Source organism: Endozoicomonas sp. GU-1 (assembly GCF_027366395.1).
In the GTDB taxonomy this organism is placed as follows: domain Bacteria; phylum Pseudomonadota; class Gammaproteobacteria; order Pseudomonadales; family Endozoicomonadaceae; genus Endozoicomonas.
In genome coordinates this window covers 3,714,166-3,728,525 of the sequence record NZ_CP114771.1, presented here as the reverse complement: position 1 = coordinate 3,728,525, position 14,360 = coordinate 3,714,166, and the positions used below count along the sequence as shown (strand labels likewise).

The following is a 14,360-nucleotide window of genomic DNA, read 5'->3' as shown; positions in this document are numbered from 1 at the left end:
GCAGTTGAGTGTCGACTGTCTGAGGCTGTTGCCCGCACAGGGCATGTTAATAAGCAATAAGGCTTTGATCTGGCTAAAGGCTTGGTATAGAGCCAGGGGCTTTCTACAGGACTAAGGGCGCCGACAAAATGAAGGCATTTATGGGCAGATTAGCAACTATCCCCCGATCATTGCTGACCGGACTGATCAGGATATACCGCTATGCGCTAAGTCCTCTGATGCCCAGCCGGTGCCGCTTTTACCCCTCTTGCTCTGCCTACGGCCTGGAAGCCCTAAATCGTCATGGTTTTCTGACTGGTAGCAAGCTTATCTTGCTCCGACTACTGAGGTGCCACCCCTGGCATCCAGGAGGATTTGACCCGGTACCGGAAAAAGATTCTGGTGATCATCGGACACAATCAGACAATCATATTCATTCACCTGAATGTGTGGCCCGGAACTCATGGATTTCCAAAGAACACTCCTGATCGGCGCTATTGCTGTAGTTGGTGTTTTAACACTGCAGCAATGGAATGAAGACTATCCCGGTACGCCGAAGTCGGCATCCGTCGCTCACTCCGTATCCAGCAGTCAAGCTGGTTCCGATCTGCCGTCGCTGACTGATGGCAACGCTATTCCCGCCACCGACGACGGTGCGGTAAAACCTTCTGACCAGCTTATCAGCGTCAAGACCAATACCATCGATGCGCTGATTGACCCTGCCGGTGGCGATATCATCAGCCTGACCCTGCCGCAATACCCGGCATGGTTGCCGGAAGAAGGTGAGCCAACGGTGCCTTTCCAGCTTCTGGTGAACAGCCCGGACTGTCAGGGAGAAACCACCTGTGTCTTCACTGCACAGAGTGCGCTGGCAAAAACCGATGGCCCGGACGCGAACAACCTGCGCGGGATTTACCAGGTAAAGCAGGCCAGTTACACGCTTGAGGATGGTGAGAACACGTTGACCGTTGACCTGCATAAAACCATGGATGGCGTCGACATTACCAAAACCTTCACCTTCTATCGTGACCGCTACGATGTTGCTGTTCATTACCAGGTGATCAATAACAGCAATAAGGTGTGGCGTGATCAGTTTTATGCCCAGCTGAAGCGGGATAATTCAGAAGATCCAAGTCAGCTTAACTCCAAAGCGCCAATGAATACTTACCTGGGCGCAGCGGTTCGTTCGAATGATGAGCCGTACACCAAGCTGCCATTTGATGATTTTTCTGATAAGGCATTTGCAGAGCGGGTTCAGGGTGGTTATGCCGCCATGCTCCAGCACTACTTTGTCAGTGCCTGGGTTCCTGATCAGCAGAAAGCCCATCAGTATTACACCAAGCAGAACAAAGATGGCTACAACTTCGTCGGCTTCTATGACGATGCCATGGTGGCTCAGCCCGGTGAAACCATTGAGACCGGTGCCACTTTGTATGTTGGTCCAAAGAACCAGGAAAACCTGAAGTCTCTGTCCGATGGTCTTGAGCTGACCGTTGACTACGGCATGCTCTGGTTCCTGGCGCAGCCACTGTTCACCATCCTGAAGTGGATTCACTCGCTGGTTGGTAACTGGGGCTGGTCCATCATTCTGCTGACGGTACTGGTCAAGGCGGTATTCTATCCATTGAATGCCACCAGCTTCCGCTCCATGGCGAAAATGCGCAAACTGGGGCCCAAGCTTCAGGAGATGAAAGAGAAGTATGGCGATGATCGCCAGAAAATGTCTCAGGCCATGATGGAGCTGTACAAGAAGGAGAAGGTCAACCCGATGGGTGGCTGTCTGCCGATTCTGGTCCAGATGCCGGTGTTCATTGCCCTGTACTGGACTCTGCTGGAGTCGGTGGAGTTGCGTCAGGCCCCGTGGCTGGGCTGGATTCACGACCTGTCCCAGATGGATCCGTACTTTATCCTGCCACTGATCATGGGGGCTTCGATGTTCATTCAGCAGATGCTGAACCCGACACCACCAGATCCTGTGCAGGCTAAAGTGATGAAGATGATGCCGGTGATCTTCACCTTCTTCTTCCTGTTCTTCCCGGCGGGTCTGGTTCTGTACTGGGTGACCAACAACGTGCTGTCGATTATCCAGCAGTACATTATTACCCGCAAAATCGAACAAGAAGGCTAAGCCTTCTGCGAAGCAGCTTTCCCGGTTAAAGCTGCTTCGCCCCCCTCTTCTCCTCCCCCTCACTTTGAGAAAACCCTCTTCTGAAAAGTGCCTGCCCATACGCATGCTGATGCGGTAAAAAATAGCGCCTGAATTTTCTACAGTTGCCGGGGGCTGAACCGATAAACAGTTAGTAACTTGGCCTTCCCACGTTGGGCTAACTGGATAAGATCAGCAACATGATTAAAAAACTGATAAGCACAGCCATAGTAAGCAGTGTTATCGGGAGCGCATCAGCCAATCCTGAGCTGGGGTATATGACCATTGGTACTGATCAGTACCAACTACTCAATGCGACCATTGCCATTGATGCTCTGCCGTCAGAACTTACCAATAAGAAGCTGAAGGTGAAGCTTGGGTCTATTACCGAATTTTCCCGGCATAATATTGAGTATGACAAGCAGGTCTCCAGTCTGCGCTTTAAAGTGGCCAAAGATAGCGATGGCAAGCCGCTGATCAAGGTTCGCTCCGTTCGGGAAATTACCACCAACAAATTGCAGGCTGTGATCAAGTTGACGGTGGGGAGCCAGAAAATTTATGGCATCTATGATTTCAAGTTAACGCCCGGTAACGAACAGCAGGTTACCTTTAATCTACTTAACGCTGACCATAAGCCTGAACAGCCGATCACCACCGCTAAAGCCCGACAGCCCTACGCTTCGGTTCAGCCATTACCCTCTGAGACCAGTATTACCGCGTCAGACGCTAATGTTTTTACGCCGTCTTCCGCCGGGCATTACCGGGTCAAGGCGGGGCAAAGCATCAGTGGCATTGCCATGGAGTTGCTGCCCCGGTATCCGGGGGTGGCCAACTGGCGAACCCTGATGAACCAGCTGGCCTCTCTGAATCCAGAGGCCTTCATTAATGGTGATATCAATAAACTGCGGGTTAATACGCGGTTGCAACTGCCAGGAACGCTCCAGGGAAACAATCAGGTATCATGGGCTTCGGTAAAAACATCTGATACTGCCAAGCCTGCGGGCAAACCCAACGTTGCACACAGTCAACACGGGCAAGCACCTTCGACGGTCAGCCACTCGTTAAACTCAACAATTATCATCAAAGACCTGCCAGAAGGCCTTGCCGGTAAAGACAACCTTAAGGTTCAGTTGGGCTCAATTACCGACTATTACCGACAAGGCATCGATTACAATCAGCAGGTTGCAGGTCTTCAGTTTGATTTAACGGCGAATAGCAACAAAGAAACGGTGCTCAGGGCTCGCTCGACCCGTAACATCAATGCCAGGCAACTGACGGCTGTGGTCAGGTTTTCGGCGGGAAGAAAAAAGGCCTATGGTATTTATGAAATTCGTCCCGGCAACAACGGACGACACATTGCTTTTAATCTGTTAGATATCAAGGGCAGGAAAAAGCCACAAGTTGTCAAGAATAGCGCCCCGGCAAAAACACCGATGACACCCCTAAAAAACAGGCGTTGGCGGCATTAAGCAGCAAACTGAAGTCCTACGAACAGGAACCGAACCACTCTTCCGACCAATCGGTTCATCAGGATACCTCACCGTCAAAGACCTCTGGTGATGTTGCCAAAACAGAGGCATTGGCAGCATTGCGTAAGAAACTGGATGGATATAGACAGGCCAGGGAAAACCGTCCATCCGGGACAGCAGATAACGTATTGACCGGCAGGATCAACCGTAACGATGCTCAACCCTCGTCGATGGCAGGGCAGAAAACGTACCGCGTTGCCAAAGGTGAAAGTCTAAGCTCCATCGCCATGAAGCTAAGCAACGCTTACCCGGGCAGCTGGCGAGAGGTCATGAAAGGTCTGGTGAGCAGTAACCCTGGCGCATTTATCGGCGGTGATATTAACAAGCTACGTGTAGGAACCCTGTTAAACCTCCCTGACGCCGGTCATTCTGATCGTCTTGATAAAGCCATGCCCCGTGGCAATTTGATGGCAGGACAGAAAACGTATCGGGTTGTCAAAGGTGACACGCTAAGCACTATCGCCATGAGGCTAAGCAAGGCTGACCGGGGCTCAATGGGCTGGCGGTGGGTAATGAAAGGTCTGGTGAGAAATAACCTTGATGCATTTATCGGCGGAGATATCAACAAGATACCCGCTGGAACTCTGTTAAACCTCCCTGATGCCCGTCAAAATGATCATCTTTATAGAGTCGCGGCTGGCGACAATGTCAGTACGATTGCCTGGAGAATGAAGTATAAATATCCCCATCCCACTGGGTGGCGAGGGGTGATGCAACAGATCGTTTATATGAACCCCGGGGCTTTCACTGACGGTAATCCAAACAGGCTTCGGGCGAATGAAATACTGATCATGCCCGATGCCGGTGTGGTGGAGATTGAGGCGGAAAATCAGGAGTTGGCTGAACAGCAGCCAGAAATAAAGAGATCAAACGCTGATAATCACCGTAAGCGGCAGGAATTACGGCAGAAGTTGGCCGAAATAGCCAAAAAGAGGGCCGCTGCCGCTCAGCAGTCATCAGCAGCACAGGCAACCGATACGCAAAGCAGTCAGCCGAAAAAAGCACATCAGGCGTTAACAACGCAAGAGCGGATGTTCTCTCCCACTTCAAAGCAAGCAGAAGCGCAGACAAGAAATACTGATTTTCACCGTAAGCCGGAAAAAACGCATCAGACGTTGGCAAAGCTGGACCGAAAAATGCCATCGAGGTTTACAGAGCAGCCGGTGCAGCAGAAGACAGAAACTATTTATAAGGTCACTGCCAGTCAAAGTCTTGCTGCCATTGCCCATGAGCTGATACCCGATTATCCACAGTACGACAGCTGGTATGATTTACTCCAGGAACTGGCAAAGCTAAACCCCTCACTGTTTGTAAATAATGATATTGGTGCGATCAAAAAGGGACTGTGTTGCAGCTACCAGAGAAACAATCCCCCAAACACACTATGGATGGCACATCGACATCATCCAAATCGGTGGAACGTATGAAAGGGGAACCCCTCAGCGTCAGACAGCCTGAGGAAACCACAGGGAATGTGACCGCCCCTTCATACAACAAAATCAGTAACTCACTGCTATCCAGAACCGGTAAGGCTCCGGTATACAAGGTCCCTGAAGGCTATACCATCAGCATGGTGGCGATTAAGCTGTTACCTCTGTATCCGGACTATGACAACTGGACATCCTTGATGAAGGACCTCTATAAACTCAATCCGGATGCTTTTATCAACAAAGATATCAACAAGCTCCGTGACAACAGCCAGTTGAAACTGCCCCGCAAGATAAGCTCATGATCCTGTACTAAAACAGGCACCGGGCATAGACTATGCCTCCGTTTTAGCAGTTACCGATGGCTCGTTATGTCTGATTTCAGCAACCTTCACCAGGATACCATTGTCGCCCAGGCCACAGCCCCCGGTCGGGGAGGCGTGGGTATTATTCGGGTGTCGGGTTCTGATGCCCTGCGTGTGGCAAGAGAAGTACTGAAGCTGGAGCCTAAACCGCGCTTTGCCCACTACACCCCATTTCATGATGCCTGTGGCCAGATTCTCGATGAAGGCATCGCACTTTATTTTCCCAACCCCAACTCCTTTACCGGTGAGGATGTGCTTGAGCTTCAGGGCCATGGTGGCCCCATCATCCTTGATCTGCTGCTGAAACGCATTCTTGCCCTGGGCGTCCGTCAGGCCAACCCCGGGGAGTTCTCCGAGCGGGCTTTTCTGAATGACAAACTGGATCTTGCCCAGGCTGAGGCCATTGCTGACCTGATCGACAGCACTTCCGAGCAGGCGGCACGTTCCGCCTTACGCTCACTGCAAGGCGCTTTCTCACAACGGGTCAATACACTGGTTGAGTCGTTGATCGAACTGAGAATCTATGTCGAGGCCGCTATTGATTTCCCGGAAGAGGAAATTGACTTCCTGAACGATGGCAAAGTCACCGGTGAGCTGGCCAGTATCGCGCAACAGCTTGGTGAGGTTATCCGTGAAGCGGGCCAGGGCGCGATTCTCAGGGATGGTATGACCGTAGTGATTGCCGGTCGGCCCAATGCCGGAAAATCCAGCCTGATGAATGTTCTGGCCGGCCGGGACACGGCCATTGTCACCGATATTGCCGGCACTACCCGGGATGTATTGAAAGAGCATATCAATATCGATGGCATGCCACTGCATGTGATTGATACCGCCGGTCTGCGTGAAACCGAAGACCGGGTGGAACAGATTGGTGTCGAGCGGGCGTTTAAAGCCATTGAAGAGGCTGACCGGGTGTTGCTGATGGTGGATGGATCATCAACCGAGGCAACCCATGCTCATGATATCTGGCCTGAGTTTGCCGACCGTTTGCCCGTTCAGGAGAAACTGACCATCATTCGCAATAAAATCGACCTTACCGGTGAACAGCCCGGGTTTTCAGAAGTGGATGGTGTTCCGGTTATACGACTTTGTGCCTGTAATGACCAGAAAAGCGAGCACGGGGTTGATGCTCTCAAGGCGCATCTGAAAGCCTGCATGGGATTTGAAGGTGCGGTGGAAGGTAGCTTTTCTGCCCGGCGTCGTCACCTGGAGGCGTTGCGACAGGCGGGAGAGTACATTGAGAACGGTCGTCAACAACTGGAGCACCTTGGAGCCGGTGAGCTGCTCGCTGAAGACCTTCGCCTTGCTCAGAAAGCCCTGGGAGAAATTACCGGAACCTTTTCCAGTGATGATCTGCTGGGTCGCATCTTTTCGTCCTTCTGTATCGGGAAGTAACCTATAAATATCGGGGTTGGCAAACTGAATGATCCACATTTTTCATAATGTGGATTCAGCAAGCGGTTAAATCGGATTTATTGTCTTTGCAGGAAAGAACTTTAAAACTGTTTACCGGTCAGAGGATGTGAAAAGAAATATCGCTGATATTGATACCATTTACCCTGACCACTACCCGGGAACAAGCCCGTCTGGTAACCAGGCAGGAAAAACAACGACAGAGGGGGTTTTGGTTGTTCCTCCGGAACAGGTGTCGCCTTTACTGGCATTGCCAAATGAGCTCCTGATTAAAATTTCTGACTACCTGTCTTTCGTTGATGTTAGCCACCTGGCTACAACCAGCAAGCGCTTGATTACACTTTTCAACACAGAAGAAAAACTGAAAAAACTGGCCGCTCAATATTATGGCTCTGCCTCTGATGCCTATAGAAAAATGATTGAAAACAGGGATATACCTGCTGTTCCGGGCAATGAAATTTATGACCCTTTATTACGGCTTGCTTATCATCGATGCTTAAGCAATCAATACCTGGCTTCTCTGGAAAGTAATACCCTGCAAACCTCTGTGGCGACGCTGAATGATACCTCCGGGGTGATCTCAGTCACGTTATTGTCTGATGGGCGGTTGGCTTCCTGTGCTGGTCAGACCATAAAGGTGTGGGACCCAGGCAAGCCCGGGCAGCAATGCGTCATGACACTCCATGGGCATACCTCCCTGCTGAGCTCTGTCATAGCATTGGCCGATGGGCGGCTGGCTTCCTGCTCTGAAGACAAAACCGTAAAGGTGTGGGATCTGAGCAAACCCGACGACCAGCAATGCGTGGCGACGCTCAACGGGCATACCAGGGAGGTAGTTTCAGTTACGCAATTACCCGACGGGCGGCTGGTTTCCTGTTCTTATGATGGGACTATTAAGGTGTGGGACCTGAGCAAACCCAACGGCCAGGAATGTGTGACGACGCTGAATGGGCATACCGATGGGGTAACCTGTGTTACGACATTGCCCGATGGGCGGCTGGCTTCCTGCTCTCTTGACGAGACCATTAAGTTGTGGGACCTGGGCAAGCCCACCGGTGAGGCATGTGTGGCAACGCTGAATGCGCTCCGCTGGATGTTCACAATCACGCCATTGCCCGATGGGCGGCTGGCTTTCTGTTCTCATGATGGGTCTATTAAGGTGAGGGACCTGAGCAAGCCCAACGGCCAGGAATGTGTGGTGACGCTGAATGGGCATACCGATTGGGTGAGGTCAATTGCGCTATTGCCCGATGGACGGCTGGCTTCCTGTGGTGATGATCAGACTATTAAGGTGTGGGATTTGAGCAAGCCCAACGGCCAGCAATGTGTGGCAACACTGAAAGAGCATACCAAAGACGTGTTCTTTGTTACGCCATTGCCCGGTGGGCGACTGGCTTCCTGCTCTCTTGACGAGACCATAAAGTTGTGGGACCTGGGCAAACCAGACGAGCTGCAGTGCATGGTAACGCTGAATGGGCAGCCGACTTCCTGCTCCCCCCCGCCCGCGAAAAAGAAGAAAAATCGCTTAATGATGTAAAAATTACCGGTGGTATCTGGAGTGAGAGTTACCGCACAATGGCCTGCCTTGAGTCCTGATCATGTTTCCGGGACCGGATTCCTGCATTCACTAATTCATTTATTTATTGAGTTAACGACATTTTTATCATCGGGTAGGGAAGTGGATAGAGATTTACTCTTTATCGGGGCCCAGTGATATAACCTGAGTTCAGGCTGCTGATTCTTGCATTTCGAGAAAGAACTTTAGAGCTGTTCACCGGTCAGAGATGGTGTGAAAAGAAATATCGCTAATATTGATAATATTCCACCTAACCACTATCAGGGAAGCAACCCGTCTGATAACCAGTCAATAGAAAAAACTACGAAGGGGGTTTCGGTTGTTCCTCCGGAACAGGTGTCGCCTTTACTGGCATTGCCAAATGAGCTCCTGATTAAAATTTCCGACTACCTGTCTTTCGTTGATGTTAGCCACCTGGCTACAACCAGCAAGCGTTTGATTACACTTTTCAACACAGAAGAAAAACTGAAAAAACTGGCCCTTCAATATTATGGCTCTGACCTTGAAGCCTATAGAAACCTGATTGAAGACAGGGATATACATATACCTGCTGTTCCGAACAATGAAATTTATGACCCGGTATTACGGCTTGCTTATCATCGATGCTTAAGCAATCAATACCTGGCTTCTCTGGAAAATAATACCTGGCAAGCCTGGGTGGCGTCGAAAAGGTATACCGTCGAAATGAACTCAGGCACCGCATTGGCCGATGAACGACCGGCTTCCTGCCTACGGCTTGCTGATCATCGAAACGCAAGTAATAAATACCTGAAGTCTCTGGGAGTTAATACCCAAAAAACCTGCGTGGCGACACTTAAGGGGCACTCTGAAAGGGTGACCTCAGTCACGGCATTGGCCAATGGGTGGCTGGTTTCCTGCTCTTTTGACAAAACCCTGAAGGTATGGGATCTGAAGCAGCCCTACGGGCAGCAATGCGTGGTGACACTCAATGGACATAGTGACAGGGTGAACTCCGTCACGACATTGCACGACGGTCGGCTTGTTTCCTGCTCTGATGACAAGACCCTGAAGGTGTGGGATCTGAACCAGCCCGACGGGCTGCAATGCGTGGCGACGCTGAATGGGCATACTGGCAGGGTGAAATCAATCACGACACTGGCCGATGGGCGATTGGCTTCCTGTGCTACTGACGGGAGCGTAAAGATCTGGGATCTGAACAAGCCCGACGGGCAACAATGCGTGGCGACGCTGGAAAGTCATAAGTCATGGGTGTACTCAGTGACACAATTGCCTGATGGGCTCCTGGTTTCCTCCTCTGAGGACAATACCGTAAAGGTGTGGGATCTGAGCAATTTCCGGGGGCCTCCATGCGTGGCAACGTTGAATGGGCATACTGACAGGGTGAATTCAGTCGCGCCGCTGGCCGGTAAGCAGCTGGTTTCCTGCTCTTCTGACCAGACCGTCAAGGTATGGGATCTGAGCAATCTTTACGGGCAGCCCTGCGTGGCGACGCTGCGTGAGCATACCGGTGTGGTGTACTCAGTCACGTTATTGCCCGATGGGCGGCTGGCTTCCTGCTCTTTTGACAATACCGTAAGGGTATGGGATCTGAGCTTGCCCGACGGAGAGCCGTGCGTGACGACGCTGCATGGACATACCGACTGGGTGATCTTTGTTACGTCATTGCCCGGTGGGCGGCTGGCTTCCTGCTCTGCTGACAATACCGTAAAGGTATGGGATTTGAGAGAGTCCAACGGGTAGGGTAGCCATGCGTGGCGGCGTAGAATGTACACACCGACAGGATGAACAAAGTCATGGATGGCTGGCTCCTTGTTCCTCTTCATACAAAGAAGAAAAATCGTTTAATGATGTAAAAAATAGCAGTGGTATCTTAATGAAAGTTGCCACGCAATGGCCTGCCTTAAGCCCTTAATTTGTCTTCAGAACCGGATTCATGCGCTCATTAATTCATTTATTTACTAATTAACGACTTTTTTATAGTCGGGTCAGGAGGCGAATAGGGCTTTACTCTTTAGCAGGGCGGAGTGATATAACCTGAATTCAAGCAGACTGAATTATTATATTTCCGGGAAAAGAACTTTAGAGCTATTCACTGGTCAGAGACTGCATGGCTAATCATATCGCTGATAATGCTAACGGTTCTTCCCCTCATTATCCCCGGGAAACATATCCATCGGGCAACCAGACAGGGAAAAAAACTACTGCGGGGATTTCGGTTGTTCATCCAGAACAGGTGTCGTCTTTAATGGTATTGCCAAATGAACTCCTGGTTAAAATTTCTAACGACCTGTCTTTTGTTGATGTTAGCAGCCTGGCTTTAACAAATAAGCGTTTAATGACACTGTTCAACACAGAAGAAAAACTGAAAAAACTGGCCATTCGATATTTTGGCTCTGCCTTTGAAGCCTATAGAAAAATAATTAGAAACAGGGATATACCCGCTGTTCCTGGCAATAAAATTCATGACCGTTTATTACGGCTGGCCTATTACCGGTTCGTCAGCAATCAATACTTTGCTGATCTGGGAAGCAAAGCCTGGAGAGCCTGTGTGGCCGTTCTGAGAGGGCATAACAGGAGTGTGAACTCAGTTACGGCATTGGCCAATGGTTTGCTGGCTTCCTGTGCTGATGACCGGGCCGTGAAGTTGTGGGATCTGGGCAGGTCAGGTCGGCGCAAATGTGTGGTGACGCTAATTGGGCATACTCAAAGGGTGAACTCAGTTACGGCATTGGCCGATGGGCGGCTGGTTTCCTGCTCTGATGACCAGACCCTGAAGGTATGGGATTTAAGCAAGCCAGACGGCCAGCAATGTGTGGCGACACTGTATGGGCATACCTATCGGGTGAACTCAGTCACGTTATTGCCCGATGGGCGGCTGGCTTCCTGTTCTAATGATCGAACCGTAAAGGTGTGGGATCTGGGCAAGCCCGACAGCCAGCAATGCGTGGCGACGCTGCATGGGCATGGCGACTGGGTGAACTCAGTCACGGTATTGCCTGATGGACGGCTGGCTTCCTGCTCTAATGACAATACCGTAAAGGTGTGGGATCTGGGCAAACCCGACGGTCAGCAGTGCGTGGTGACACTGAGAGGGCATACTAACTGGGTTCAGTCCGTCACGGTATTGGCCGATGAGCGGCTGGCTTCCTGCTGTTATGACCAGGTCGTAAAGGTGTGGGATCTGGGCAAGCCCGACGGCGAGCAATGTGTGGTGACGCTGAATGGTCATACCGGCATAGTGTTATCAGTCACGCAATTGCCTGATGGGCGTCTGGCTTCCTGCTCGGGTCCTTATGACCTGAGCGTAAGAGTGTGGGATCTGAGCAAGCCAGACGGTCAGCAATGTGTGGCAATTCTGAAGGGGCATTCAGCTTGTGTGAAATCCGTCACAGCATTGCCTGATGGGGGGCTGGCTTCCTGTTCTCTTGACGGGACCATAAGGGTGTGGCGTCTGAACAAACTCGACAAGAAGCGACGGAGGGTGACACCCCATGGAAAACACAACCGGTTGAACTCAGCCCAGACCGGTGGGCGGCTGGATTCCTGCTCACCTCCCACGAAAAAGAAGAGAATTCGTTGATTGTTAATGTAAAAACAAGCTGTCGTATATCAGCAATCTGACAAACTGAGCCCGCAACGAAATGTCAACAGGCTCTTGATGCCTTATCAGTACTCGACCCGGTAGCTCAGGTTATAGGCTCGACCTTCAGCCTTGTGTGCACTGATACCGCTATAGGTTGTCCTGGCCCACTGGCTGTATACGGTCTCGTAGTCCTTATTCAACAGGTTGGTTATTCCTGCTTTAAGGGTGCCCATGGGAAGGTCGTAGGAAACCAGAAGGTCAACGGTTGTGTATCCATCAATTTCACGGTCCGTCACCGTCTGGCTGGAAGAGCTGTAACTTTTCCCCTTGTCATAATCCAGGAAGGTCATGGATTGCAGGCGGACATTAAGATCTCCCTGATCATAAGCGACAAACGTTGTAAATTTCTCCGGTGAGACATCCGCTGCTTGCAGGTCCAGCCACTCCCCTATTTCCTTGTAATAGCTGCGTCCTTCAGTAAAGGCGTAAGTACCGCCGAGGTACCAGTAATCATTCAGGAAATATTCAATAGCCCCCTCAATGCCGTAGACTTTTCTTTTTTGATCCAGCAGGTCTACATTGTAGTCTTCATTAAAGGCAATGGTTTTGTCCGATTCATTGTAGAAGACGGAGACATTGGCAATGATATTGTCAAAGTTACCCCGCCATCCAAGCTCGAAACTATCCGTCTTGATGGCATCGAGGTTAGCTTCAGAAATATTGGTGCCATTCAGTAGCGGGTTAGCAGCAAGGGGACTATCCGGGGAGACCGTATTACGCAGAATTCTCGACGCATCAGGCACATCAAAACCCTGTGAGTAATTCGTGAACAGCTCATTACTTTGATTAAGGCGGAAGACCAGGCCAAGATTAAACAGCGTATCATCGTATTTTCTGACGGCACCCTCCAGCGGAGTTCTTGATGCCTCTGGCATAAACCAGGTTTCAGCAAGAGGCATATGATCACTGATATCCAGCCTTGCACGTTCATGCCGGATACCACCATTCAGCGTCAGCTGTGTGGTTAAATCATAGGAGGTTTGCAAATAAAGCCCAAGGGTTTTGGTTTCAACATCAGGACCATATTCATATTCTGGGCCTGTGGGCTCAATAACTCTGCCACCACTGGCTATATATTTTGCTAAATCATGCAGCTGCCCTCTTTGCTCGCCATCGTCCACATCATAATCAAGACCATAAGAAAGCCTGAGCTGATTATTCAGTGAACGGTCAAGGTTCAGTTTTACTCCAAAAACTTCAGCGGTAGACGTCGATTGGTTTACAAATGTATTGGCACCAATGACATTGGGATAGGGAAAGAATCGGGCTTCACGCTCACGATAGTAGGTCTGGGCCTGAAGGTTATTGCCCAGGAAATCGTCGTCTTTATAAACAAGGTCAATAGACTGTCGCTGACTGTAAGGCTGTTTTTCCAGCTCAAGTCCTTTCAGGGCTGCGGGTGCGTCGGCAATATTGCCAGTCGGTAAGGATGAAATGTCGGGTGCATAATCAGAATCCATCTGGTCATCAAAGAATTGCAGCGTTGCCTCCAGTCGCTGCTGGTCGGTCAGGTCATACCCAAGTTTAATCAGCGCATCTTTGCTATCGGTATCCATGCGGCTGACCTGGGATTGGTCAGGGTTAACCCGGTTACCGTCTGCATCAAAAATACCGCCACGACTTTCATAGGTGCCACTGAGCAGGTAGTCAAAGGCACCGGAGCGGCCACTGATATTCTGGTTAAGTGTCCAGGTGGTCAGTTCATCACCGGATACTTTGAATCCTGCTTCCGAAGCAAACTGCAACTCATCGGTTTCAGGCTTACGGGTAATGACATTGATAATCCCGCCAGTAGCGCCACCACCATAAATTGCACTGGCACCGGAGATAACCTCGATGCGTTCAATATTTTCTGGCCGGATAGAGTTCAGTTGTCGGCTGATCTGACGGTTCTCCGCTTGGGATATGCCATCGATCAGGACCAATACTTTCCGGCCACGGAGACTCTGGGTTCTGTCTGTCACCGTTTGCGTGCTGGGTCCAAACCCGGGAACAGCCTGTTCAAGAATATCCGCCAGCTTCTGTCCCGGCTGGGACTGCTGAATAATCTCCTGCTGGCCGATTACCTGAACCGTGCCAGAAATATTGGAAACACTGGATTTTGACCGGGAGGCGGTAACCACTATCTGGTCCAGGGTGGTCACCGTTGTCTCTGATGCTGCTGTCGCCTGAGCGGCGGTAACCAGAGAAATCGCCGCCATGAGTGGCAGAGGTATTTTTTTACTCTTCATTTTTCGACTTTCCCATGAGTAATGATTGTCATTCTTATTAAGTCCTTATAGTTATGCAGGACCTGCTTC

General features: G+C 50.6%; 10 protein-coding genes. 9 read left to right on the top strand and 1 reads right to left on the bottom strand.

Going from position 1 to position 14,360, the window contains the following annotated elements; genetic code table 11:
* Nucleotides 1-128 precede the first annotated feature (128 nt).
* The 9 genes from yidD to O3276_RS15565 all read left to right on the top strand — a co-directional run bounded on the left by yidD (nucleotide 129) and on the right by O3276_RS15565 (nucleotide 11,997).
* Nucleotides 129-467 (top strand): membrane protein insertion efficiency factor YidD, encoded by a 339-nt coding sequence (gene yidD / locus O3276_RS15605; RefSeq protein WP_347710303.1) that lies wholly within the window; start codon nucleotides 129-131, stop codon nucleotides 465-467.
* Nucleotides 443-2,107, top strand: coding sequence for a membrane protein insertase YidC (yidC, locus tag O3276_RS15600; RefSeq protein ID WP_269672163.1), 1,665 nt, complete (start codon nucleotides 443-445; stop codon nucleotides 2,105-2,107). Before yidD ends, yidC begins: the two co-directional genes overlap by 25 nt.
* Nucleotides 2,108-2,325: 218 nt before the next feature.
* The gene (locus O3276_RS15595; RefSeq protein ID WP_269672162.1) at nucleotides 2,326-3,594 is read left to right on the top strand and encodes a type IV pilus assembly protein FimV; all 1,269 of its coding nucleotides are present in this window, start codon (nucleotides 2,326-2,328) and stop codon (nucleotides 3,592-3,594) included.
* Nucleotides 3,582-5,081, top strand: coding sequence for a LysM peptidoglycan-binding domain-containing protein (locus tag O3276_RS15590; protein ID WP_269672161.1), 1,500 nt, complete (start codon nucleotides 3,582-3,584; stop codon nucleotides 5,079-5,081). Before O3276_RS15595 ends, O3276_RS15590 begins: the two co-directional genes overlap by 13 nt.
* On the top strand, nucleotides 5,078-5,386 hold the full coding sequence (locus O3276_RS15585; protein ID WP_269672160.1) for a LysM peptidoglycan-binding domain-containing protein: 309 nt from the start codon (nucleotides 5,078-5,080) through the stop codon (nucleotides 5,384-5,386). The genes O3276_RS15590 and O3276_RS15585 overlap by 4 nt, the downstream gene beginning before the upstream one ends.
* 66 nt (nucleotides 5,387-5,452) lie before the next feature.
* Entirely contained in the window at nucleotides 5,453-6,841 is a 1,389-nt protein-coding gene (gene mnmE / locus O3276_RS15580) for a tRNA uridine-5-carboxymethylaminomethyl(34) synthesis GTPase MnmE (RefSeq protein WP_269672159.1), read from the top strand.
* A gap of 127 nt (nucleotides 6,842-6,968) precedes the next feature.
* Nucleotides 6,969-8,396 (top strand): F-box/WD repeat-containing protein, encoded by a 1,428-nt coding sequence (locus O3276_RS15575; RefSeq protein WP_269672158.1) that lies wholly within the window; start codon nucleotides 6,969-6,971, stop codon nucleotides 8,394-8,396.
* Nucleotides 8,397-8,648: 252 nt separating this feature from the next.
* Nucleotides 8,649-10,157 carry an F-box/WD repeat-containing protein gene (locus tag O3276_RS15570; RefSeq protein WP_269672157.1) on the top strand — a complete coding sequence of 503 codons (1,509 nt, stop codon included), beginning with the start codon at nucleotides 8,649-8,651 and terminating at the stop codon, nucleotides 10,155-10,157.
* A gap of 367 nt (nucleotides 10,158-10,524) precedes the next feature.
* Nucleotides 10,525-11,997, top strand: coding sequence for a WD40 repeat domain-containing protein (locus O3276_RS15565; RefSeq protein WP_269672156.1), 1,473 nt, complete (start codon nucleotides 10,525-10,527; stop codon nucleotides 11,995-11,997).
* 86 nt (nucleotides 11,998-12,083) lie between these two features.
* Here the strand turns inward: O3276_RS15565 and O3276_RS15560 are convergent, their stop codons facing one another.
* Nucleotides 12,084-14,291: a TonB-dependent receptor gene (locus tag O3276_RS15560; protein WP_269672155.1), complete on the bottom strand. Its 2,208-nt coding sequence runs from the start codon at nucleotides 14,289-14,291 to the stop codon at nucleotides 12,084-12,086.
* Between the last annotated feature and the right edge of the window lie 69 nt (nucleotides 14,292-14,360).